Below are 23,345 nucleotides of genomic sequence, written 5' to 3'. Positions count from 1 at the left end.
ACCCTCCCGCCGCCACCCCCCAAAGACCGAAACGCCCGCGCGGGGCGGGCGTTTCAGCGATTCGAATCTTGTCCGACGCTAGTCATCCTGGGCGTTCTGCCCGCCCGCTTCACTACGACGCTTCTCTCGACGCGCCTTGTTCAGGCGTCCCAGTGCCAGTATCGGCCCCGACACGACATAGCAACCGAACAGTGTCAGCAGCATCACGGAGGGTTCGATGGAGATCAAAACGAACAGCAGTACGATCGCCAGCAGGAACACGAACGGTACTGGCCCCTTGAAATCGATCTCCTTGAAGCTGTGGTAGCGCACGTTGCTGACCATCAGTACGCCGGCGGCGGCCACCACGACGGTCATCAGCACCTTGAAGCCCAACGACTCGGCATCGAAGGTGTGAAACACCCATACGCAGGCAGCCACGATGGCCGCTGCCGACGGGCTGGGCAAGCCGACGAACCACTTCTTGTCGGTGCTGCCGATCTGAACGTTGAAGCGTGCCAGGCGCAGTGCGGCGCCCGCGACGAAGATGAATGCCGCGATCCAGCCGATCTTGCCGATGTCCTGCAATATCCAGGTGAACGCGACCAGCGCCGGTGCCATCCCGAACGAGACCATGTCGGCCAGGCTGTCGAACTCGGCGCCAAACGCACTCTGGGTATTGGTCAGTCGAGCGACACGACCGTCCAGCCCATCGAGCACCATGGCGATGAAGATGGCGATGGCTGCCTTGGCGTAATCCCCGTTCATCGCAGCAACGATGGAGTAGAAGCCAGCGAACAGCGCCGAAAGTGTGAACAGGTTGGGCAACAAGTAGATACCGCGGCGGCGGATGCGCTTACCGTTCTCGACGGTTTCCTCGATGACTTCGTCTTCATCATCGAAGAGCGGAGACGTGGCCCCGATCGTGATCGTCTCGGGCTCTTGCTCGTGGTGGCGGTCATCCTGCGTCATGAAGCGAGTCCTTTAGTGTCGAGTGCGCCAAGGCATTGTAGCCGACTCATTCTACAGCCTAGCGGGAATCGCGACAGATGCCTGCGAGAAAGCAGAACCCGTCAAACAAAACGGGGGCGCGACTGTCGTCGCGCCCCCGCATGAGCCGTCGACCGATCGGTGATCAGTTCTTGCTCTTGTCGACCAGCTGGTTGGCCGTGATCCACGGCATCATGGCACGCAGCTTGGCACCGACCTGCTCGACCGGATGCTCGGCCGTCTGACGGCGGCGTGCATTCAGCGAGGCGTAGTTGCAGGCGCCCTCGGCGATGAACATCTTGGCATACTCGCCATCCTGGATGCGCTTGAGCGCCTTGCGCATCGCCTCTTTCGAGCTCTCGTTGATGATCTCGCGGCCGGTCACGTACTCACCGTACTCGGCATTGTTGGAGATCGAGTAGTTCATGTTGGCGATGCCGCCTTCGTACATCAGGTCGACGATCAGCTTGAGCTCGTGAAGACACTCGAAGTAGGCCATCTCCGGAGCGTAGCCCGCTTCGGTCAGGGTTTCGAAACCCGCCTTGACCAGTTCCACGGCGCCACCACAGAGGACTGCCTGCTCGCCGAACAGATCGGTCTCGGTCTCGTCCTTGAAGGTGGTCTCGATGATCCCGCTGCGACCGCCACCGATGGCTGCCGCGTAGGAGAGGGCGATCTCCTTGGCCTGGCCGGAGGCGTTCTGGTGGATCGCGATCAGGTCGGGGATACCGCCGCCGCGCACGAACTCGGAGCGCACGGTGTGGCCCGGCGCCTTGGGCGCGACCATGATCACGTCGAGATCGGCGCGCGGCTCGACCTGGCTGTAATGGATGTTGAAGCCGTGGGCGAAGGCGATGGTGGCGCCCTCTTTCAGATTCGGTTCGATCTCCTGCTCGTAGATCGTCTTCTGGTTTTCATCCGGCGCCAGGATCATGACGACGTCGGCGGTCTTGCACGCTTCCGCGACGCTGGCGACCTTGAGGCCGGCGCTCTCGGCCTTGGCTGCCGAGGAAGAACCCTTGCGCAGGCCGACGGTCACGTCGACACCGGACTCCTTCAGGTTATTGGCGTGAGCGTGGCCCTGGGAGCCATAGCCGACGATCGTGACCTGTTTGGCCTGGATCAGGGAGAGGTCACAATCCTTGTCGTAATAAACGTGCATATCGAACTCCGGAAGTCGGTTCTGGCGAGCGTTCTGCTCGAAACTGTCGTACTGAACAACCCTTGGCGTTAATGGCCATTGGCGCCGTCTGTCGCGGTGCCCATTTCTTCAGCCTGACGCCACGATAAGCCAGGCAATATGTTGCGTAAAACGCTATATTTGCAATGCGACATTTCGAAATGTGAAACGACCATGGACTACCGCCCGCTCACCCACTTCCTGGCACTGGCCGACCACCTCCACTTCGGTCGGGCCAGCGATGCCTGCCATATCAGTCCATCGACGCTGAGCCGTTCGATTCGCCAGCTCGAGGAGACGCTCGGCGTCACGCTGTTCGAGCGCGACAACCGTCACGTCACGCTGACGCGGGAAGGCCTGCTGTTCCACGCCTACGCCCGGGAGACGCTGGAGCAGTGGCAGGCGATGCAGGCCACCTTGATGGCAGAGACCCGTGAGCTGGCCGGCGAAATCAGCATCTACTGCTCGGTCACCGCCAGCTACAGCTTCCTGTATCGACTGCTCAGCGAGTTCCGGCTGCGCCACCCGCGCATCGAGATCAAGCTCCACACCGGAGACCCGGCGGATGCCATCGCCCGCGTCCAGGCGGAACAGGAGGACATCGCCATCACGGCGCGCCCGCGCAGCCTGCCGGATGCGCTGGCATTCAAGCCGCTGGCGACATCGCCGCTGGTCTTCATCGCCCCGCGTGATGGTGCTGACTGGCTGCCGAAGACGCCGGATATACCGACCCCGTCGCAGTGGAAAGGGGTGCCGATGATCCTGTCGGAATCGGGCCTGTCACGAGATCACGCCGATACCTGGTTCCGTGCCATGGGGATCAGTCCGCGCATCTATGCCCAGGTCGCCGGCAACGAAGCGATCGTCAGCATGGTGGGGCTGGGATTCGGCGTCGGCATCGTGCCACGTATCGTGCTCGACAACAGCCCGCTGCTGGACCGCATCATGATCCTTCCGGTCAAGCCGGAGCTGCCTCATTACGACGTCGGCCTGTGCGTGCTCAAACGCCGCTTGAAGAGCGCGCTGATCGACGCGCTCTGGGCTCAGTTGCCGAACTGACCCGGCCCGCCGCAGCGACGACAAACGCAAAACGCCCGACGGAATCGCTTCCGCCGGGCGTCGCTCCACCACCGGTCACCTACAACGTGAGCAGCTTGTCCCCACGCGCGATGCCGGATACGCCGGTCCGCGCGACCTCGAGGATACCGATCGGCGCCATCGCCTGGACGAAGGCGTCGAGCTTGCCGGCATCGCCGGTGATCTGCACGGTATAGACGCTCGGCGTGACGTCGACGATCTGGGCGCGGAAGATATCCGCCGTACGCTTCACTTCATCGCGCGCGGCGCCCAGCGCCTTGACCTTGACCAGCATCAGCTCACGCTCGATATGGTTGCCCTCGGTCAGGTCGACCAGCTTGACCACGTCGATCAGCTTGTTGAGATGCTTGGTGATCTGCTCGATCACCCGGTCGTCGCCCACCGTGGTGACGGTCAGCCGCGACAGCGACGGATCCTCCGTCGGCGCCACGTTGAGGGTTTCGATGTTGAAGTTGCGCTGGGAGAACAGCCCCACCACGCGGGACAGGGCGCCGGGTTCGTTTTCCAGCAGAATCGAGATGATATGGCGCATCAGGTCCGCTCCGTCTTCGAAAGCAGCATGTCACGCATGGAGCCCAGCGGCACCTGCATCGGATAGACGTGTTCGAAGGGGTCGACGTAGATATCGAGGAACACGAGCTCGTTGGTATCGGCGAAGGCACGCTCCAGCGCCGGTGCCAGCTCATCCAAGGTCGTCACCTTGATCGCGGTGAAGCCGTAGGCCTCGATCAGCTTGGCGAAGTCCGGCAGAGACTCCATGTAGGAGTGGGCGTGGCGGGACTTGTAGTTGAGATCCTGCCACTGGCGCACCATCCCCAACGACTGGTTGTTGAGGTTGACGATCTTGACGCCGACATCGAACTGCTTACAGGTCGACAGCTCCTGCATCATCATCTGGAAGCTGCCTTCACCGGTGAAGCAGACCACATCGTCCTGCGGATAGCTGAGCTTGATGCCCATCGCCGCCGGAAAGCCGAAGCCCATGGTGCCGAGGCCACCCGAGGTGATGAAGCGGTTGGGCTTGGCGAACTTGTAGTACTGGGCCGCGAACATCTGGTGCTGACCCACGTCGGTGGTGACGAAGGCTTCGCCGCGGGTGGCGCGATAGACCGCTTCGATCACCTCCTGGGGCTTGAGCGCTTCGCCCGCCTTCGAAGGTTCGTAGAGCTTGCCTTCGCGCTCGGCCCGCCAGCCCTCGATGCTCTTCCACCACTCGCCCAGCGCTTCGGCGTTGGACGCTTCGCGATCCTGGACCAGGCTGATCATCTCGTCGATCACACTGCCCGCCGCGCCGACGATGGGCACGTCCGCGCGTACGGTCTTGGAGATCGAGCTGGGGTCGATATCGACATGCACGATCTTCGCGGTGGGGCAGAACTTCGAGGTGTTGTTGGTGACGCGGTCGTCGAAGCGCGCGCCGATGGCGACGATCAGGTCGGCATGATGCATCGCCATGTTGGCTTCATAGCTGCCGTGCATGCCGAGCCAGCCCAGCGACTGGTGATCGCCCTGGGGATAGCCGCCGATTCCCATCAACGTGGTGGTGATCGGGAAGCCAAGCCGCTGGACCAGATCGGTCAACGCTTCGCTGGCCCGCCCGGTGACGATACCGCCACCGGTATAGAACACCGGCCGACGCGCCTTGAGCATCATGTCGACGGCCTTCTTGATCTGGCCGCTATGCCCGCGGGTCACCGGGTTGTAGGAACGGATCTTGACCTTTTTCGGGTAGACGTATTCGTAACGCTCGGTGGGCGCGGTCATGTCCTTGGGGATGTCGACCACCACCGGGCCGGGTCGGCCGGTGGCCGCCAGGTAGAACGCCTTTTTCAGGACTTCGGGGATCTCGCTCGGGTGGCGGATCGAGAAGCTGTGCTTCACCACCGGACGCGTCACGCCGACGATATCGGTTTCCTGGAAGGCATCTTCCCCGATCAGGTGGCTGGCGACCTGGCCGCACAGCACCACCATCGGGATCGAGTCCATGTAGGCCGTGGCGATGCCGGTAACGGCGTTGGTCGCGCCCGGGCCGGAGGTGACCAGCACCACGCCGGGCTTGCCGGAGGCGCGAGCATAGCCATCGGCGGCGTGGGTCGCGGCCTGTTCATGACGAACGAGAATGTGTTGAACGCTATCCTGGCGGAACAGGGCATCGTAGATATGCAACGCCGCTCCGCCCGGGTAGCCATAGATGCGCTCGACGCCTTCGTCTTTCAGAAAGCGGGCGATCATATCGGCGCCGGAAAGTAATTCCACTGGTGAGTCTCCCCTGGAAGTTCGAGTGCCGCTTCGCGGTTCTGATGACAGAACCCGGGTCGTGAATGGTTGGCGCGATTCACGAACACGAAGCTCAATCACGGCGATACGCCGCTGCCGACGGTTGAACGTCGGCGCCTGATGCCATTTCCTGGCGTCCTGGGCCCGGGGTGGGGACCCGCACTCTTAGGAACCGTTGGCACCTTGGCACCGACGGCTCCTGACACGGCAGATCGCCGTATCGGGGTTGGCGGGAACAGGCGTGTGGCCCGCGCCCTTCTTTCCTCAGAAAGATATCCTTCGACAGGCGGGTAGAGGTCGCTCGGAACCTACCCTTCACGCAGCGGCCGGGGATCGCCCGTTATTGGCTGCGCCCGCAATCAGGAACCGCCTAGATTCCACCAGCGCCACGGGACTGTCAACCTCCGGCGCCCGCGGCCGGGACGCGAACGATTCGAGCGCCCGCTTCGCGCTAGCGGCATCGACTAAAGTTGAGGGGCTTCGCGCAGCGCCTCGCCGCCATCACTGCTGTACTGAATTTCAGCTGGCAACGAGTTCGAGGCGCCGATCGATGAGCTCGTGGACAATCCCATCTATGGAGTAACGCGCATGTCCCCCATCGTGAAATGGTCCGCGTTCGTGGCCATGGCAGGCTTTCTCTTCGGTTTCGACACCGCCGTGATATCCGGCGCGGACAAGCCCATTCAGGAACTGTGGGGGCTGAGCGATCTTCAGCACGGCCTGTTCATCATGTCGATGGCGCTATGGGGAACGGTGCTCGGCGCGATCTTCGGCAACTGGCCGACCGACCGGCTGGGCCGGCGCGCGACACTCTTCATCATCGGCGTGCTCTATTTCGTCTCCGCGGTGGGTTCGGCACTGGCCACCGATCCGTTCTGGTTCTCGTTCTTCCGCCTGATCGGCGGCTTCGGGGTGGGGATGTCTTCGGTCGCCGCGCCGGCCTACATCTCCGAGATCGCGCCGGCCGAAAGGCGCGGCAACCTGGTGGCGCTCTATCAGTTCAACGTGGTGTTCGGGATCTTCATGGCCTACGTCTCCAACGCCATCCTCGGCAGCCTGCTGGGCGATGACGCCTGGCGCTGGATGGTCGGTGTCGAGGCCGTCCCGGCCCTCGTCTACACGCTGGCGCTGCTCAAGGTACCGGAGAGCCCGCGCTGGCTGATCCTCAACAAGGGGGACACGCGCACCGCCGCCGACGTGCTGAACCAGATCGATCCGCAGCGAGATACCCAAGCACAGATCGAGGAGATCCAGGCGGCCGACCGCGAGGACAACAAGGTCCACTCGCGCTTCTTCTCGCGCCGCTATCGACTCCCCATCGTCCTGGCCTTCCTGATCGCCTTCTTCAACCAGTTCACCGGCATCAACTTCGTGCTCTATTACGCGCCGCGCATTCTCGAGGCCGCCCAGCTCGGCGATAACGCAGCCCTGCTGTCGACTGCCGGCATCGGCCTGATCATGGTGATCTTCACCATGATCGGCATGGCCCTGATAGACCGCTTCGGTCGGCGGACACTGATGTATATCGGCTCGGTGGGCTACATCGTCTCGTTGTCGATCATCTCCCACGCCTTCTTCACCGATAACCTGGGCGGCGCGCTGATCCCGTTGCAGCTGTGCCTGTTCGTCGCGGCCCACGGCATCAGTCAGGGCACGGTGATCTGGGTCTTCATCTCCGAAATCTTCCCCAACCGCGAGCGGGCACGCGGCCAGTCGCTCGGCAGCTTCACCCACTGGTTCTTCGCCGCCGTCATCACCCTGGTGACGCCATGGGTGCTGGGGATCTTCAACGGCGGGCCGGTCTTCGCCTTCTTCGCCTTCATGATGGTGCTGCAGATCGTCTTCGTCGCCTTCTTGATGCCGGAGACCAAGGGGATATCACTGGAGAAACTGCAGCAGAAGCTGTCGCCGAAGGGTGAATCGGGGCATTAAAAATGCCCGTGACGCCAGGCGTCACGGGCAGGAAACGGTCAGGACGCGACCGTAGCTTCAGAAATGGAGAGTGACGCCAGGCCCGGTGCACCGCCGGGCCTGGTCATTACTTGTCGAACACCAGATGGTCGCCATCGGCGCGGACGCGAATCGTATCGCCCGGCAGGAACCGGCCGGAAAGCAGGTCCTGCGCCAGCGGGTTCTCGATCCGACTCTGGATCGCCCGCTTGAGCGGACGCGCCCCGAACACCGGGTCGAAGCCGACCACGGCCAGTTGCGCCATCGCATCACTGCTGACCTCGAGCTTGAGATCGCGTTCGGCCAGGCGGCTACGCAAGCGGTCGAGCTGGATCGAGGCGATCGCCTGGATCTGCTCCTGGCCGAGGGCGTGGAACACCACCACCTCGTCGATACGGTTGATCAACTCCGGCCGGAAGTGATTGCCCACCACCGTCATCACCGCATCGCGCATGGCGGAATAGTCGCTCTCCTCGCCGCCCATGCGCTGGATCACGTCGGAGCCCAGGTTCGAGGTCATCACGATCACCGTGTTGCGGAAATCGACGGTGCGCCCCTGGCCATCGGTCAGACGCCCATCCTCCAGCACCTGGAGCAGGATATTGAAGACATCCGGATGCGCCTTCTCCACCTCGTCGAGCAGCAGCACCGAGTAGGGTTTGCGACGCACGGCTTCGGTCAGATAGCCGCCCTCTTCATAGCCGACATAGCCCGGCGGCGCGCCGATCAGGCGGGCCACGGAGTGCTTCTCCATGAACTCCGACATGTCGATGCGCACCATCGACTCTTCGGTATCGAACAGGAAGTTGGCCAGCGACTTGCACAGTTCGGTCTTGCCCACCCCCGTGGGGCCGAGGAACAGAAACGAACCGTTGGGCCGGTTCGGATCGGACAGCCCGGCACGCGAGCGGCGCACCGCATTGGCAACCGCCTTGACCGCCTCGTCCTGGCCAATGACCCGCTCGTGCAGGGCCTCTTCCATGCGCAGCAACTTGTCGCGCTCGCCCTCGAGCATCTTGGAGACCGGGATCCCGGTCCATCTCGACACGACTTCGGCGATCTCCTCCTCGGTCACGTTGGAGCGCAGCAGCTGATGTGTCGAGGTGTCCGCACCGTCGCTGTCGCTGCTCTCCGCGATCTGCTGCTCGAGCCTCGGGATTACGCCGTACTGCAGTTCCGACATTTTCCCCAGGTCGCCCTGGCGCCGGGCGGCCTCCAGGTCGATACGCGCCTGCTCGAGGTCGGCCTTGTACTGGGCCGCGCCCTGGATGCTGGCCTTCTCGGATTTCCAGACTTCCTCGAGATCGGCGTATTCGCGCTCGAGTTCGGTGATCAGAGTCTCGAGATTCTCGAGGCGCTTGCGCGAAGCCTCGTCGGTCTCCTTCTTCAGCGCCTCGCGCTCCATCTTGAGCTGGATCAGGCGCCGGTCGAGCCGGTCCATCTCTTCCGGCTTGGAGTCGAGCTCCATGCGAATGCGCGATGCGGCTTCGTCGATCAGGTCGATCGCCTTGTCGGGAAGCTGCCGGTCGGTGATGTAGCGGGTCGAGAGCTTGGCCGCGGCGATGATCGCCCCGTCGGTGATGTCGACCCCGTGATGAACCTCGTAGCGCTCCTTGAGCCCGCGCAGGATAGCGATGGTGTCCTCTTCGCTAGGCTCGTCCACCAGCACCTTCTGGAAGCGCCGCTCCAGGGCCGCGTCCTTCTCGATGTACTGGCGATACTCGTCGAGCGTGGTCGCGCCGACGCAGTGCAGTTCGCCGCGGGCCAGCGCCGGCTTGAGCATGTTGCCGGCATCCATCGCGCCCTCGCCCTTGCCGGCACCGACCATGGTGTGCAGCTCGTCGATGAACAGAATGACGCGCCCCTCTTCCTTCGACAGCTCGTTGAGTACGGACTTCAGCCGCTCCTCGAACTCGCCACGGAACTTGGCGCCCGCCAGCAGCGAGCCCATGTCGAGAGAGAGCACTCGCTTCTCTTTCAGCCCCTCGGGCACCTCGCCATTGACGATACGCTGTGCCAGCCCTTCGACGATCGCGGTCTTGCCCACGCCTGGCTCACCGATCAACACCGGATTGTTCTTGGTGCGACGCTGCAGGACCTGGATCGTGCGCCGAATCTCGTCGTCGCGACCGATCACCGGATCGAGCTTGCCCTCGGTTGCCCGGGCGGTCAGGTCGAGGGTGTATTTTTCCAGCGCCTCCCGCTTCTCTTCGGCATTGGCATCATCGACATTGGCGCCGCCGCGCAGCTCGCCGATCGCCGTGGCCAGTCGCTTGCGGTCCAGACCCGATTGGGTCAACACCTTGGTGAGCCCATTCTTCATGTCCAGCGCCGCGAGCAGCACCAGCTCGATCGCGATGTACTGGTCGCCGCGGGTCTGGGCCTCGCGATCGGCCAGGTTGAACAGCCGCGCCAGGTCCTGGCTCATGCTGACGTTGCCATCGAACTGGCCGACTTCGGGCAGCTTGTCGAGATAGCCGGCCAGCCCTTCCCGCAACCGGCTGACGTCGCCGCCCGCCTTCTGTACCAGACCCTTGATGCCGCTATCGCGCATCTCGAGCAGTGCCATCAGCAGGTGCCCCGGGTCGAGCTGGTTGTGTCCTCGCCCTACCGCCAGCGACTGCGCTTCGGCCAGGGCGTTCTGTAGCTTGGTCGTCATGCGATCCATACGCATATCTTCGCCTCCAAGGAGCCGTTGCAGGTCATGGCCCGGCGGCTCGGTTATTCATTAGTTGACACTTAAATGGAGGTATGTTGGATCTTTTCAAGCGAAGCGAATGAAAAATTCGCTGCGACAGAACGCCACAGACGAATGAAATTCATGGAGTGAGGAGATTCCGGCGACCGTGAAGGCGAATCAGCGCAGCCAGATCATGCTGGCCATGCGCCCGGTACGGCCGTCATCGCGGCGATGGGAGTAGAAACGGGATTCACAGGCGGTGCAGAAATGACCGCCGCTGATCGAATGCACGCCGACACGCTCCAGCCGGAGTCGGGCGAGCCGGTAGAGATCCGCCATGTAATGCCCCAGGCGATAAGGGCTGCGATCGAAAGCCATCTCGGCTTCCGGCTGCAGTGCCACGAAGGCTTCGAAGACTTCCGGGCCGACCTCGAACTGGGCATTGGAGATGGCCGGCCCCATCCACGCCATCAACTCCTCCGGGTCGACACCCAGTGCCGCCACGCTCGCCTCCAGCACGCCCCCCGCCAGCCCGCGCCAGCCGGCATGGGCCAACCCGACCCGCGTTCCCTGGCGATCGCAGAAGAAGACCGGCAGGCAATCCGCGGTGAGGATGACGCAGGCGTGGCCGCGATCGAACGCCACCGAGGCGTCGGCCTGGGGCGGATGCTGCCGGTACCCGTCCTGGAAGTTCTGCATGACGCGTGCGCCATGCACCTGGTCGAGCCACAACAGCGGCCGCTCGTCGCCGACCTCCGCCGCCAGCCGGTCACGGCAGCTAATCACGGACTGGGGATCGTCCCCGACGTGAGCCGCCGGATTGAAAGCCGCAAAATCGCCACGGCTGGGCCCGGTCTCGCGCGTGGTGACGAGGGCACCCACGGTGCTCGGCGCGAGCCAGTCAGGTAGCAGCAGGGTCGGCGCGTCGCTCATCGATGGCTCGGAGTCATTCGTCAGTGGCGACGAACACGAGGATGAATGCATCAATCGGCCTCCTGATCCTCACGCAGTCCATCCAGCAGCAGAAACATGTCGTCGGGTAGCGGTGCCTTGCACTCGATCGGCGCCCCGTTGACGGGGTGGTCGAAGCGCAATTTATGCGCATGCAGGGCCTGGCGCGGAAACGTCCTGAGCAGCGTCTTCAGCGAGTCGCCCGCCCCGGCCGGCAACTTGAGCCTTCCCCCGTAGACCGGGTCGCCGATCAGCGGGTAGCGAACGTGCGCCATGTGCACTCGGATCTGATGCGTCCGACCGGTCTCGAGCCGGCAGCGAACGTGAGTGTGCGCGCGAAAGCGCTCGTTGACGCGATAGTGCGTGACCGCCGGCTTGCCCGAGGCGATCACCGCCTGACGCTGACGATCCTTGGGGTGACGCCCGATCGGCGCATCTACCTTGCCGCCGGCGGTCATCGCGCCCACCACGATGGCATCGTACTCCCGCGACACCGTCCGCGCCTGCAACTGAGCCACCAGCGCGGTCTGCGCCGTCAGCGTCTTCGCCACCATCATCAGCCCGGTCGTGTCCTTGTCGAGACGATGAACGATACCCGCCCGTGGGATCGCCGCCAATGGGGCATGGTGATGCAGCAGTGCATTGAGCAGCGTGCCATCGGGATTGCCGGCGGCGGGATGCACGACCAGCCCGGCAGGCTTGTCGATCACCATGACGTCGTCGTCCTCGAACACGATCGACAGCGGAATCGCCTGAGGCTCCCAGCGGGTCTCTTCCTCGAGCCGGGTGTCGAGTGCTAGCCGCTCGCCGCCGATCACCTTATCCTTGGGCCGGGCCTTCTCTCCGTCGACCGTCAACTCGCCCTGCTGAATCCAGCTCTTGAGGCGCTCTCGCGAGAATTCGGGGAACATTTCGGCTGCGGTCTGGTCGAGACGTCGCCCTGCCAGATGCTCGGGTACACGCTCATCGCGCTTGAGGATGTCAGCCATACGTGAGGATCGGTTCCGTTTCGCCGGTACGTGTCGCCGCTGCGTTTCGTCGGCGCGTTTCGTCGGTACAAGGGTTTGCTTTATAGTGAGTCGAATTCGGCGGATTCTAGCACGGCCGCCAAGGAATGGTTGATACGAGGATGATGATGCGATTTTCTGCGCGATGTTCCGCTCTGGCCGCCCTGTTGCTGGCAGGCGCACTGCTCGCTGGCTGTGCCAGCAATGAGCCTGCCCCCGACCTGCAGGAGCAGGATCTTTACCAGCAAGCCCAGAGCTCCCTCGATGCCGGCCGTTACAGTACCGCGGTAACGCAGCTGGAAGCGCTGGATACCCGATTCCCCTTCGGCCGCTATGCCGAACAGGCGCAACTCGAACTGATCTACGCCTACTATCGAGTCGAGGACTGGGAAAAGACTCGCGCCGCCGCCAGTCGCTTCATTCGCCTCCATCCGGATCATCCGCAGGTCGACTACGCCTACTACATGCGCGGTCTCGGCGCCTATCAGGCAGGTCGCTTCAGCCTCGAGAGCATGGAGTTGATCGACATCTCCAAGCGTGACCTGGGTGCCTCACGTGACGCCTACGTCGACTTCGGCGAACTGGTGCGCCGCTTTCCCGACAGCGCCTATGCCCCGGATGCCCGTCAGCGCATCATCTACCTGCGCAACGTGATGGCGCGCCACGAGCTGCAGGTGGCCGACTTCTATCTGCGCAAAGGGGCCTATGTCGCGGCCGTCGAGCGCGGCCGCTGGGTGATCGAGCACTATCCCAAGTCCACCGCCACCCGCGACGCCCTGGCGGTGATGGTGGAGGGCTATCTGGGATTGAAGATGCGTGACCGCGCCGAAACCGTGCTGCAGACGCTGATCGAGAACGATCCGGACAATAGCCAGCTCGACGGCGATACCTTCGTGCCCAAGCACGTCAATGTCGACCCGCCGCTGACGGCCAAAGGCTAACCCCGGCTTCGCTCGGGAGCCATAAGCCATAAGAGCGGCGCTACGCGCCTGGAAGCTGAAAGAAGTAGCCACTACCTGCCAAGAGCGGTGTCTTGGGCTTTTGGTTTTTCTTACAGCTTACCGCTGATGACTTACAGCTCCCGACGAAGTCGGGCGGGGATCAGCTCCCCGGCTTCCAGCCGTTGACGATGGGATAGCGGCGGTCGCGCCCGAACCCTCTGAGCGTGACACGCACGCCGACCGGCGCCTGGCGGCGCTTGTATTCGTTGCGGTCGACCAGCTTGACCACCTGATAGACGTCGTCGCGCTCGAATCCCGCCTCGATGATCGCTTCCGCGCTCATGTCGCCTTCGATATAGCGTTCGAGAATCGCATCCAGCACGTCGTAGCCCGGCAGCGAGTCGCTGTCCTGCTGATCCGGCGCCAGCTCGGCCGAGGGCGGGCGGCTGATGACCCGCTCGGGAATCGCCGGCTCCTGGGCGTTGCGCCAGTTGGCCAGCCGATAGACCCAGGTCTTGTAGACATCCTTGAGCGCATTGTAGCCGCCGACCATATCGCCGTAGAGCGTGGCATAGCCCACCGCCATCTCGCTCTTGTTGCCGGTGGTCTGGACCATCAGCCCCTTCTTGTTGGAGATCGCCATCAGCAGCACGCCGCGCACGCGGGACTGCAGGTTCTCTTCGGTGGTATCCGCCGCCAGCCCGCTGAAGCTCTCGGCCAGCGTCGCGGTGAAGGCCTCCACCATCGGCGCGATCGGCATCACCTCGTAGCCGACACCGAGCATCCTGGCCTGTTCGGCGGCATCGGCCTGGGAGATCTCGGCAGTATAGTGATACGGCATCATCACCGCGTGGACCCGATCCGGGCCCAGCGCATCGACGGCAATGGCCAGCGACAACGACGAGTCGATACCACCGGAGAGCCCCATCACCACGCCCTTGAAACCGCTCTTGTTGACGTAGTCGCGAAGGCCGGTGACCAGCGCGCAGTAGAGATTCTCCTCGGCGCCCAGCAGTGGTTCACGCTCGCCCTCTTGCGGCTCCCAGCCCATGGCATCCCGGGTGAAGCGCACCGGCATCAGCCCGACCTGCCAGAACGGCGCCCGCACGGCGACCTCCCCGGTGGCGTCCAGCACCAGCGAGCCGCCGTCGAACACCAGTTCGTCCTGGCCGCCGATGGCGTTGACGTAGACCAGCGGCTTCTCCACTTCGCGTGCGCGCTCGGCGAACAGCCGCTCCCGCTCGGCGGGCTTGTCGAGATGAAACGGGGAGGCGTTGAGGGTCACCAGGATATCGGCACCAGCCTCTGCGGATTGACGCACCGGCGCGCCATCCCACAGGTCCTCGCAGATCAGAATCCCGAGCTTCGCCCCCTTGTGCTCGACGATCAGGGGTTCGTGTCCCGGCTCGAAGTAACGATCCTCGTCGAACACCTGGTAATTGGGCAGCGCCTGCTTGGCATATTCGCCGCGCCACTCACCGCCCAGCAGCACCCCGGCCAGGTTGTGGCGTCGGCCGTCGCGAACGCCCGGATAGCCGACGATGACGAGGGTCTGCGGCGCGATCCTGTCGATCTTCTGCGCCATCTCTGCCAGGGCGTCCTGCAGTCGCGACTCCATCGCCTCGCGCAGCAGCAGATCCTCCGGCGGATAACCGGTCAGGAACAGCTCGCTGAAGACAACCACATCCGCGCCATGCTCGATGCGTGCCTCACGCACCGCCTCGATGGCCGCCGCGGTATTACCGGCGATATCGCCCACCATCGGGTCCAGTTGCGCCATCACCAGGGTCAGGTCTTGCATGGGTAAACTCGTCTCCAGACAGATGCGGCGCTCAAGCGCCTCGGTGGCCGTCATCCATTTTCGCGCATGCCGGGTACAGAGGCAAAACAGCGCCTCAGATCAGCCGGTACGGGGACGGATCGACGATCGGCTCGCAGCCGATCAGCTGGTCGACCAGCAACCGCGTGGCTGCCGGCGCCAGCACCAATCCGTTGCGATAATGGCCCGCATTGACGTGCAGACCGTCGAAGCCAGGCACCGCGCCGATCGTCGGCACGCCATCCGGCGAGCCGGGGCGCAGCCCCGCCCACTGCTGCTCGACCGGACACCGGGCCAACTGCGGGATGATCGACAGGGCGCTTGCATGCAGCGACTCGAGGGCTGCCGACGTGGTCTGCTTGTCGAAGCCGACCTCTTCCAGCGTGGAGCCGGCCAGCACGCGGCCGTCTCCCCGCGGGATCACGTAGCGGCCATCCTTGAGCACGACCCGCTCGACCAGCCCCGCCGGCGCCTTGAAAAGGATCATCTGCCCCTTGACCGGACGCACGGCCAACTCGACCCCGATATCCGCCAGCAGCCCCCGCGACCAGGCCCCCCCGCAGATGATCGTCTGCCCGGCACGAATCGCCCCGGCGGACGTCTCCACCCCCTCGATCACCGATCCGCGCCGGACAAGGCCGGCTACCTCGCACCGCTCATGGATCTCGACCTGCGTCATGCGCTCGAGCCGCGCCCGCAGCGCCTTGACCAGGCGCGGATTGCGGATGCTGCCAAGCGTCGGCATCCACAACGCGTCATCGAAGCCTGGCGCCGCATTGGGCTCTCTGGCGTAGAGCTCCTCGGCGCCGATCGTGGCCAGCGGCTTGGCCACCTCCCGCGCCCAGCGCAGGGCTCGGTCGGCGTCGTCGACGCGCAGGTAGAGCAACCCCTTCTGGCGATACTCCGGGTCGATGCCCGTCTCCTCGAACAGCCGCCCGGCCAGCTCGGGGTAGCGCCCCTCGGACCAGCTGGAAAGGGCCGATATCGCTTTCGAGTAACGCCACGGGTAGAGCGGCGAAACGATACCGCCGCCCGCCCAGGAAGCCTCACGGCCACACTGGCCACGCTCGACCAACGCCACCGAATGGCCGGCATCGGCCAGCTGCAGCGCCGTCATCATGCCGATGACACCGCCGCCCACGATCAAGAAATCCTGCATGGTGTCGATATCCTGATAAAAGGACGATTCTATCATTCGTCCAGAACCCGGACGCCGCAATGGTCTCTCGAGCTTCATCCCTGCAACCCGGCACCGATCATCCGTTGACGAGGCGGCTGCAGCGAGGCTTCACACTCATCGAGCTGATGATCTGCGTGGTCATTCTCGGCATTCTGGCGAGCTGGGCCGCGCCCGGCCTGGCGAACCTGAGCGCCCGCATGACGCTGGACAAGGAAGTGGAACGGGTATGGCAGTTGATAAGAAGGGCAAGACAGGAAGCCGCCACCAGCGGGCAGCCGACCTGGCTCTGCCCGACCGAGGACGAGGTGACCTGCAGCAATAATGGCCAGTGGGACGATACCTTACTGCTGTTCATCGATGGCAATGGCAACGGCCAGCCTGACGATGACGAGCGCATGCTCGCGGTGAGTCGCCCCAACGGGAATCAGGTCAGCATTACCGCCAACAGCTTTGCCAAGGGCATGGGCTACACGCCGCTGGGATTCACCCGGGGGCGACAGTTCGGGACCTTCACCCTCACCAACCCGGCTGCGGCCGGGGGAGGCCACAGGATCGTCGTGCACTTTGCCCGTATTCGGCTCGACACGATCGCTGCCAAGGCAGTGAAAGACGAGAACTAGACCTGACGGGCCAGGCTCAATCGCAACTGCCGGGCGCCGGCGCGCGACTCCCCTGGCTGTCCAGACTCATGATGTCGCACGTTCCACTGGTGCGGCCATCCGCGCGACTGGCAGTGATCAAATAGCGCTGGCCGCCGTCGTCGATCTCCACGACCAGGCCATATCGGGCGGTGCCACTTTCCGGGGACTGGCTGGGAGAGAGGCCCAATGTCGAGGGAGAGACGGCATCGCCGGACTCCTCCCCATAGCGGTAGGTCTGCGAGTAGCGCCGCTCCAGGTTCAGCGCCAGAGCCTGCATCGCCGCCTGGGCATCCCGCGCCTGCGCCCGCTCGACATAGCGGAGATAGTTCGGGATGGCGATGGCCGCCAGAATCCCGACGATCGCGACCGCGATCATCAGCTCGATCAGGGTAAAGCCGCGGGCACGCAATAGTTTATTCATCCGTCACTCCAGTCTGCGCCAGGTCACTCGGCCGAGCTGCATGCTGTTGAGCGGGGTCTCGGCAATCTTCGTCAACGCGCCATTGGTGCCGGCGCTCACTTTGGTTTCCTGGCCACCGTCATCGTCGAGCATCACTCGCGGGGTAAAGATCGCGCCATTGGTCGCGATAGCGATCGGCACATAGCGGGTGGCGTCATTCGACGATGGATAGTAGCTGTCCTGGTCGTCGACCTTGCCGTCACCGTTGACATCCAGCACCGGCGTCGGAAAGGCCGAGCCGTACCAGGCATTCAACTCATAGAGGTAGCCGGCATCCTCCGCACCGCAGACGCCATAGCCCGGGATCAACGATGAGAACAGAATCCGGTTGCCGCGTAGCGAGGGGCCATCGACGACCCTCTCGGTGTCCGCTAGATCGAGATACCAACCGTTTTCCGGATAGCGGCTGGTGTCGACGTCATCGAGATATCGCACCATGGGGGAAGAGGCGTCCTGATCGTCGAGCGTCGTCTGGTGGAAAGCGCGCCCGGCCAGATCGGCACGTGTCAGCGTGTCACTTCTGGCGACGCCGCCCACGAAGTCCCTCACCGCGTAGAAGCTGTCGGAGGCCCCGCGGTCCTGAGTGGTAGGCAAACCGTAGTTCTCCCCGCCGCCAGTGCCGAACAGCACCATCAGCCCGCCATCCGGATGTCTACCGACCTCCAGTGTCGAAGTGATGACCTGGCGCTCGCCCGCTCTGACGCCGCTGAAAAGCCGATGGACGCTATCTTCCCAGCCAGCCGGATCAGAAGAGGAGAGGTCGAAGCGCCAGATATTCCCTTGCAGGTCCGCGCCGTAGGCCAGATCGACGCGACCATCTTCATCGCGGTCCAACAGGGAGACGGTCATCATGCCGTTATCACCGCTGTTGTCGGCCACGCTCGGTGTCAACCGCACGACATCCGAACTCGACCAGTCGCCCCCAGCGCCACCATCGACGAAAAGAATGTAGAGACTGGCCTTGCCAGCCTCACTGGCATAGCCATTGCCGACCACCACGGCGAATCGCCCATTCTCCATCCGCACAACACTGGGTTGGTTGTAGATGTAACCCAGTTGCTGGTCATCCTCCCCGAACACGGCAGCGTCATCGGCGGGGTCATATTCCCAGAGTGCGAGCGCGCTGGCATTCGACTCACTGAAGCGAGCCGGATCGGTCACGTCGAGGGCGAACAGGCCCTTGCCGCCCGACCCCAGGCCGCTCGTCAGCAGCGAAAACCAGGCACCGGTGCCCGCCTCGCCATGGCGGGCATCCAGCACCGTCGGACTGCCGTCGACATAATAGCGATGCCGGTAATCGGGATCGGCGAGCTCGGGCAACTGCTCGAGCACGAGCCCGGGCACATACGCAACGCGCTCAACCCCGGTGGCCGCATCGAAGCCGTGGAGCATGCCATCATTGCCACCCACGTAGAGCATCTGGGCCCGCGTGCGTTGAGCAGTCCGGAATTCGGCATAGCTCGTGTCGCCCTCATCCGGCACGTAGTAGGTATTGGGCACGCCGACGAGATACGGCCGCGAGCCAATGAAGTCGCCCAGCCTGGCGCTTTCGCGGCCGTTCAACCAGAGCCGGTCACGCAGATCGCCCCCGTTGCGCTGCTCGTTTTCGGTGTCGCCGCGGATGTACCCGACCACATTCTGCAGCCGCTGGGTCATGTCGACGCCGGCGCCCTCGAATGCAGTCGTCGTGAAGGGGATCCCCGCCCCCGTGTCGGAATCATGGGTAATGATCTGGCGATTGCCTGGCAGGGGTAGCTGGTTGCGGGCGCTCCACACACTGCTGATGACGCCATCCTTCCCGAGCTTCACTGCCTGGAGATCGCCGGACCAGCTGTATTGATTGTTGTAGAGCGTCTGGAAGACATAGTCCTCGACGTCGCCGTCATGGCCGATGGTGACGCCCGCTCCTGTGCGATTGGTGTTCTCCAGCACCTGATCCAGCAGTTCGCGCAACGTGTCCGCCAGCTCACCGATACGGTTGACCTCGAAGTAGGCGCCGGGAGATCCGTCTTCGCGGCGGCTGTCGTTGCCGTACTTGGCGGCGTAATACAGTGGTGTCTCGAGCTCCTGTCCCGTGTTGCCCGCGACCCGGTAGGTGGCCGTCGTCGCCGGGCTACCGTTACATGGGTCGCTCGGCGGACAGAGCGATCCGGGATAGCTGTTGGTGTAGTTATTGATTCCGGTGTGGACGTTGAAGCCGTCGCTCTGCTGAACCACGATCCGGTCGGCGCTCTCCCCGGTACCGTAGCGCCCACTGGTGCCGCTGAGAATATAGCCGAGGCCGAGCTTGTGAGACGCCGCGGCGCGGGTAACGCTGGTGGTGATCGAGAGACGCTCGTTCGAGAGCACGTAGCTCAGGCGTACTTCCGCATCGAAATCGTAATCTCCACCGAACTCCGAATCTTCCCAGTCAATCAGGAAGCTACCGCTCGAGCCGTCGGCCGCCTGCGATTCGACGAGGAAGTTGACGATCGCGCACTTGCCTCCCGCCGTGGTGTTGGAACAGGCGGGAATCAGGGAAACGGACTTGCCGGCACCGATAGGTATCGATACAAGCGGGACGTTGGACGCGAGTTGCACGGCATAGGTATCGATCGGCTGGCCATCGTTCCCCTCGGGGCCGCGAATGACGGTATCGTGGTGGGCGAAACGCGCCAGCCCGGCCACGCTGTAGCCGCCCTCCAGGCCCGGGGCATTAGGGCAGAGCCCCTTCGCATCGCTGAGCCCGGAGAGCGTCTTGGCCGTGCAGAACTTGTCACTGTCCGTGCCGGCGCTGGCGGGGGTCTGGCCAATGAAGTAGTCCCCGGAAATGCCCTCGGCCGCGCCGACGGCATTGGTCTGGGTCCGGATCTGGCCGGCCGAAACCGGTGACGAACCGGGAGCCCCCAGATCGTCGTTATCGAAGGAGATTTCGCTGGCATTGACCAGCAGCAACGAGTGTGCGGCACACCACTTGCCGGAGAGATCGTTGTCCCAGGCAGGTGATGTCAGCCCCGGAATATAGCTGGTCTCGACACGACCGGTTCCGACAGAGAACCTCTCCGTTGCCGATGTCTCTCCACCTATATAGCGCAGCGCCTCAAGGGCAATCTCGCCAAATGGGTTCCCCCAGTTGGAGCAACTGCCATTATTGAAAGAGCCTCGCCCCCAGGGGCAATTATCGCCCGAACTTGCGTTGTAGTTGCTGTCCTGATAGCTGTATTTCGCTATCTTCAGCGCATCGAGGTTGCTGACGATACCGCTATAGTCATCTGCGAACACGCCGGTGGCAGCGCTGAACTCGCTCCCGAAACCGCTGAAATTGGCTCTTAACACGCCGCCTTGCTTGTTGTTCTCGTAAGAGCCCGTAAACAGACCGAACTCGATATCGCTGGCATAGTCATGCAGCAAACCCGTGGGCTTCGGGTAGGCAGAGTCTGGATAGGCGGTACAGTTTTCACTCTCATCAGCGGCGGCACAGACTTCGACCCTGGCGCGATACTCCTCAGATCCTCGGGATATCCTGTAAGGGAAATCCCCCCAATTCTGGCGCTCACCTCGCCATGGGCACTGCCACTGTTCGGTACTCGCCCATTTGGGCCAGCCTACCTTGCTGCCGCTCTCGTTGCCGGTGGCAACGCGAATCAGCGGGGGATCGTTCACGCTGCCAGAGTATATATTTTGTCGTGGATGATACGTCGTATTGCAGAATGTGACGGCGCTGGCGCCATTGAAGGGCGTGTTCTTGTTGATGATATTCGGGTCGGAAATGATTTTACTGAAGCTATGGGAATCCATCGGCAGAAACGCGCGCTCCAGCACCGTCGTTTCTGTCGCACTGTCTCGGTGTCTCTTGCCGCCATACAGCGCCTTTCGAATGATATCGATCCGCGTCATTGTCGCCCAGTTGAGCAGATTTCCACTCCAGGATTTATTCCCGCTGCAACTGAATTCGTCATCGCCTGGCTTTCCGTTTCCGTTTCCGTTTCCGTTTCCGTTTCCGTTTCCGTTTCCGTTTCCGTTTCCGTTTCCGTTTCCAGCATTACCGATGCGTCTGAATGCCCCACCGTCAAGGTGAGTGTCGTAGTCGTAGCAGCCACGGCTATCGAAATAGCCGTAGTATTCGATGTCGGGGCGGTAGGTGGAATCGATCGCCCCGTCGCCATCGAGGTCGGACCAATCGGTGTAGGCTTTCGAATACCAGTTGTGGTCATTGGAGAGCACCAGCATGCTGCGTGGCGACGTATCGGCCTGGGCGCTCAATGGCGGATAATGGGGCACATCGTCCGCCGCCCACCCCTGGGTCGCGGCTGTCATCAGCAGGCCGCCCAACACCCAGCCCTTAATAGACATAGCGAGCCTCCAGGCGCTGGATCGCTCGACCGCCCGGGCCGAACCCGATGCTGAACACCCGGAAGAAGTAACGCTGCTCTGGATCCTCTTCCGCCTGCCCTTTGACCGCCGGATCGACCTCCTGATAGCCGTCCACCAACGCTGGCGCGACGCAGCCGATCATGTAGCGGGGTGCGGGCATGAAACCGCCGCTATCGCTGCTGTAGAGCGTAAAGTTGGCGACGGCTCCCGTACGCTCCAACGATTGCCAGTGAGTGTCATCATAGAGGCCGTCCAGCGTCGTGATGCTGTAGCGCTCCCCTCCCGCATTGCAGAACAGTCCCAGGTCCCCGCTATTCTCGATTGCGACCTCGGCGGAGCGCAGTCCTGCCTCCGCGGCCTGGAACGCCATCTGGCGTGCCGCCTCGTTCGCCGAGAGCTGTTGCTGGACACGCGTCGAATCGCTGACTGCCAGTGCGAGCATCGACACCAACGCCACCATCACGAGCGTCACCAGCAGGGCGGCGCCACGTTGATTGCCAGGCATCACTGAGCGGTCTCCGGAAGATTGCGAAGTGCAATGGTCGTCTCCAGGCGTGTGCGCGCGCGGCCATCTTCGAAACTGACGGTCCCTTCTCCCCACGGGAAACTCTGAACGTAGCGCTCGCCGGTCGACTCCGCCGACGCAAGGATCAGCGCCAGCCTGACCGCCCTGACCGTGGTCCAGTTGACGTGCTCCCGCGACCGGAACGCATTGGAGTCATCGAGATATTCCCAGCGCATCGCCTCCACATCGTTGAGCAGAGGCAGCGAACGATGCATTTCGCCACCGGAGAGCGAGACCAGGCAGCGCAACGTGTGGCCATCGAGATAAAGGCCCGTGACGGCAATCGAATCGGCGTCGCTGCCGTCGGAAGACGGAAAAGAGGTACCGTCGCAGTGGGTCAGCGGCTGGCCGCTCAGCTCGGCGGCCCGATAACGAACCCATATTTCGTCATCCGAGTCGGCAGCGGCCAGCTGGCCGGCGGCAAAGGCGGGTATCTGCTTGTCTTCCGCCGGCGTGTAGCTGGGGAACAGCAGGCTCAGATCCTCCCAGCGATCGCTGTAGCCGGACAGCCAGATCTGCTGCTGAATCACGCTCAGCGCGAACCGCCGAGCATCCTGAACATCCTGGTTGGCCACGGAAGTCTGATAGCTTCTGCGACTGGACATGGTGTAGCTGGTCACCATGAGTACCAACATCAGGCCAATCAGCATCGCGACCATCAACTCGACCAGACTGACACCACGCTGGCGGGCCGGGAGAGATGCCAGGACGCGGCTCACAGTATCGTCTCCAGGCGCAGGCAGCCGCCGTCGGCCGCCACCGAGAAGTCGGCATCCTGCGGGCGGCACGTCACCTGAGCGTCGTCGTCGGGCAGACGGCGCCAGGCGATGGAGAGATCGGCCTTCAAGAGGTCACCGTCCAGCTTCAGGATTTTCAACTGCGCTGCAGCATGGGGAAGTTGATCGCCCAATGAAGATAACCAGACGGTGATCAGGTCACATAGCCACTGATTGGGCCCCGAGCAGCCAACGGGGGCGCCATCGCGGATTCCTATTCCCTCCGATGCCACCCGGTCCGTTCGCAACTGCTCGATCAGATTGCCGCTCATGGCGACGGCTGCCGAACGCCAGCGCGCCTCGATCTCGTCCCGCTGGGTCATGAGTTGCAACGCGCCCACGCCAAGCAGCGCAATGCTCAGCACGAGCAGCGCAATCAAGGATTCGATCAGCGTGACCCCACGCTCGCGTCCACCGAGGCGAACGCTTGATCGCATCGAGACCGAACGCGGCTCGACAGTGAGACGGTGGGGCGGATTGGCGGACACGCGAGACTCC

18 protein-coding genes are annotated in these 23,345 nt (G+C 63.3%); 4 read left to right on the top strand and 14 right to left on the bottom strand.

Annotated elements, in window-relative coordinates; translation table 11 throughout:
- Nucleotides 1-78: 78 nt before the first annotated feature.
- The gene (gene pssA, locus DOM45_RS19860; protein WP_110603431.1) at nt 79-951 is read right to left on the bottom strand and encodes a CDP-diacylglycerol--serine O-phosphatidyltransferase; all 873 of its coding nucleotides are present in this window, start codon (nt 949-951) and stop codon (nt 79-81) included.
- Nucleotides 952-1,114: 163 nt separating this feature from the next.
- Nucleotides 1,115-2,131, bottom strand: a complete 1,017-nt coding sequence (gene ilvC, locus DOM45_RS19855; protein ID WP_110603430.1) for a ketol-acid reductoisomerase — start codon at nt 2,129-2,131, stop codon at nt 1,115-1,117.
- A 192-nt stretch (nt 2,132-2,323) separates the two neighbouring features.
- Between ilvC and ilvY the strand changes: the two genes are divergently transcribed.
- On the top strand, nt 2,324-3,208 hold the full coding sequence (gene ilvY / locus DOM45_RS19850; protein ID WP_110603428.1) for an HTH-type transcriptional activator IlvY: 885 nt from the start codon (nt 2,324-2,326) through the stop codon (nt 3,206-3,208).
- A 79-nt stretch (nt 3,209-3,287) separates the two neighbouring features.
- Here the strand turns inward: ilvY and ilvN are convergent, their stop codons facing one another.
- Both ilvN and DOM45_RS19840 read right to left on the bottom strand, forming a co-directional pair.
- A complete protein-coding gene (ilvN, locus tag DOM45_RS19845; protein WP_110603426.1) occupies nt 3,288-3,779 on the bottom strand; it encodes an acetolactate synthase small subunit in 492 nt (163 codons plus the stop codon).
- On the bottom strand, nt 3,779-5,503 hold the full coding sequence (locus DOM45_RS19840; protein ID WP_110603424.1) for an acetolactate synthase 3 large subunit: 1,725 nt from the start codon (nt 5,501-5,503) through the stop codon (nt 3,779-3,781). Before DOM45_RS19840 ends, ilvN begins: the two co-directional genes overlap by 1 nt.
- A gap of 609 nt (nt 5,504-6,112) precedes the next feature.
- Here DOM45_RS19840 and DOM45_RS19835 point away from each other — a divergent pair.
- Nucleotides 6,113-7,456 (top strand): sugar porter family MFS transporter, encoded by a 1,344-nt coding sequence (locus DOM45_RS19835; protein WP_110603423.1) that lies wholly within the window; start codon nt 6,113-6,115, stop codon nt 7,454-7,456.
- 106 nt (nt 7,457-7,562) lie between these two features.
- Here DOM45_RS19835 and clpB read toward each other — a convergent pair whose 3' ends face one another.
- The 3 genes from clpB to rluD form a co-directional block, all read right to left on the bottom strand.
- Nucleotides 7,563-10,148, bottom strand: a complete 2,586-nt coding sequence (clpB, locus tag DOM45_RS19830) for an ATP-dependent chaperone ClpB (RefSeq protein WP_110603421.1) — start codon at nt 10,146-10,148, stop codon at nt 7,563-7,565.
- Nucleotides 10,149-10,331: 183 nt separating this feature from the next.
- Complete coding sequence (gene pgeF, locus DOM45_RS19825) at nt 10,332-11,087, bottom strand: peptidoglycan editing factor PgeF (RefSeq protein ID WP_110603438.1); 756 nt, start codon at nt 11,085-11,087, stop codon at nt 10,332-10,334.
- A gap of 50 nt (nt 11,088-11,137) precedes the next feature.
- Nucleotides 11,138-12,094, bottom strand: coding sequence for a 23S rRNA pseudouridine(1911/1915/1917) synthase RluD (rluD, locus tag DOM45_RS19820; RefSeq protein ID WP_110603418.1), 957 nt, complete (start codon nt 12,092-12,094; stop codon nt 11,138-11,140).
- Between the two features lie 146 nt (nt 12,095-12,240).
- Between rluD and DOM45_RS19815 the strand changes: the two genes are divergently transcribed.
- Complete coding sequence (locus DOM45_RS19815) at nt 12,241-13,053, top strand: outer membrane protein assembly factor BamD (protein ID WP_110603437.1); 813 nt, start codon at nt 12,241-12,243, stop codon at nt 13,051-13,053.
- Nucleotides 13,054-13,213: 160 nt separating this feature from the next.
- Here the strand turns inward: DOM45_RS19815 and DOM45_RS19810 are convergent, their stop codons facing one another.
- Both DOM45_RS19810 and thiO read right to left on the bottom strand, forming a co-directional pair.
- Nucleotides 13,214-14,854, bottom strand: a complete 1,641-nt coding sequence (locus DOM45_RS19810; protein WP_110603417.1) for an NAD+ synthase — start codon at nt 14,852-14,854, stop codon at nt 13,214-13,216.
- Between the two features lie 94 nt (nt 14,855-14,948).
- Complete coding sequence (gene thiO / locus DOM45_RS19805) at nt 14,949-16,031, bottom strand: glycine oxidase ThiO (protein WP_110603415.1); 1,083 nt, start codon at nt 16,029-16,031, stop codon at nt 14,949-14,951.
- A 59-nt stretch (nt 16,032-16,090) separates the two neighbouring features.
- Here thiO and DOM45_RS19800 point away from each other — a divergent pair, with 59 nt between their 5' ends.
- Nucleotides 16,091-16,672 carry a GspH/FimT family pseudopilin gene (locus tag DOM45_RS19800; RefSeq protein WP_110603413.1) on the top strand — a complete coding sequence of 194 codons (582 nt, stop codon included), beginning with the start codon at nt 16,091-16,093 and terminating at the stop codon, nt 16,670-16,672.
- 16 nt (nt 16,673-16,688) lie between these two features.
- Here DOM45_RS19800 and DOM45_RS19795 read toward each other — a convergent pair whose 3' ends face one another.
- Genes DOM45_RS19795 through DOM45_RS19775 form a run of 5 tightly spaced genes read right to left on the bottom strand, consistent with a single transcriptional unit; the run spans nt 16,689 to nt 23,335 of the window.
- Complete coding sequence (locus DOM45_RS19795; RefSeq protein ID WP_110603435.1) at nt 16,689-17,114, bottom strand: type IV pilin protein; 426 nt, start codon at nt 17,112-17,114, stop codon at nt 16,689-16,691.
- Between the two features lie 3 nt (nt 17,115-17,117).
- Nucleotides 17,118-21,464, bottom strand: a complete 4,347-nt coding sequence (locus DOM45_RS19790) for a pilus assembly protein (RefSeq protein WP_157958481.1) — start codon at nt 21,462-21,464, stop codon at nt 17,118-17,120.
- A gap of 10 nt (nt 21,465-21,474) precedes the next feature.
- A complete protein-coding gene (locus tag DOM45_RS19785; RefSeq protein ID WP_110603409.1) occupies nt 21,475-22,011 on the bottom strand; it encodes a pilus assembly PilX family protein in 537 nt (178 codons plus the stop codon).
- Nucleotides 22,011-22,790, bottom strand: a complete 780-nt coding sequence (locus DOM45_RS19780; protein WP_157958480.1) for a PilW family protein — start codon at nt 22,788-22,790, stop codon at nt 22,011-22,013. The genes DOM45_RS19785 and DOM45_RS19780 overlap by 1 nt, the downstream gene beginning before the upstream one ends.
- The gene (locus DOM45_RS19775; RefSeq protein WP_110603406.1) at nt 22,787-23,335 is read right to left on the bottom strand and encodes a type IV pilus modification PilV family protein; all 549 of its coding nucleotides are present in this window, start codon (nt 23,333-23,335) and stop codon (nt 22,787-22,789) included. The genes DOM45_RS19780 and DOM45_RS19775 overlap by 4 nt, the downstream gene beginning before the upstream one ends.
- Between the last annotated feature and the right edge of the window lie 10 nt (nt 23,336-23,345).

The organism is Salinicola lusitanus, assembly GCF_003206045.1.
In the GTDB taxonomy this organism is placed as follows: Bacteria; Pseudomonadota; Gammaproteobacteria; order Pseudomonadales; family Halomonadaceae; genus Salinicola; species Salinicola lusitanus.
This window is presented reverse-complemented; position numbering and strand designations above follow the sequence as displayed.

Bases quoted from the DNA above. Each gene is read 5' to 3' on its own strand.
- pssA (WP_110603431.1), bottom strand. From the start codon at position 951: ATGACGCAGGATGACCGCCACCACGAGCAAGAGCCCGAGACGATCACG.
- ilvC (WP_110603430.1), bottom strand. From the start codon at position 2,131: ATGCACGTTTATTACGACAAGGATTGTGACCTCTCCCTGATCCAGGCC.
- ilvY (WP_110603428.1), top strand. From the start codon at position 2,324: ATGGACTACCGCCCGCTCACCCACTTCCTGGCACTGGCCGACCACCTC.
- ilvN (WP_110603426.1), bottom strand. From the start codon at position 3,779: ATGCGCCATATCATCTCGATTCTGCTGGAAAACGAACCCGGCGCCCTG.
- DOM45_RS19835 (WP_110603423.1), top strand. From the start codon at position 6,113: ATGTCCCCCATCGTGAAATGGTCCGCGTTCGTGGCCATGGCAGGCTTT.
- clpB (WP_110603421.1), bottom strand. From the start codon at position 10,148: ATGCGTATGGATCGCATGACGACCAAGCTACAGAACGCCCTGGCCGAA.
- pgeF (WP_110603438.1), bottom strand. From the start codon at position 11,087: ATGAGCGACGCGCCGACCCTGCTGCTACCTGACTGGCTCGCGCCGAGC.
- rluD (WP_110603418.1), bottom strand. From the start codon at position 12,094: ATGGCTGACATCCTCAAGCGCGATGAGCGTGTACCCGAGCATCTGGCA.
- DOM45_RS19815 (WP_110603437.1), top strand. From the start codon at position 12,241: ATGCGATTTTCTGCGCGATGTTCCGCTCTGGCCGCCCTGTTGCTGGCA.
- DOM45_RS19810 (WP_110603417.1), bottom strand. From the start codon at position 14,854: ATGCAAGACCTGACCCTGGTGATGGCGCAACTGGACCCGATGGTGGGC.
- thiO (WP_110603415.1), bottom strand. From the start codon at position 16,031: ATGCAGGATTTCTTGATCGTGGGCGGCGGTGTCATCGGCATGATGACG.
- DOM45_RS19800 (WP_110603413.1), top strand. From the start codon at position 16,091: ATGGTCTCTCGAGCTTCATCCCTGCAACCCGGCACCGATCATCCGTTG.
- DOM45_RS19795 (WP_110603435.1), bottom strand. From the start codon at position 17,114: ATGAATAAACTATTGCGTGCCCGCGGCTTTACCCTGATCGAGCTGATG.
- DOM45_RS19785 (WP_110603409.1), bottom strand. From the start codon at position 22,011: ATGCCTGGCAATCAACGTGGCGCCGCCCTGCTGGTGACGCTCGTGATG.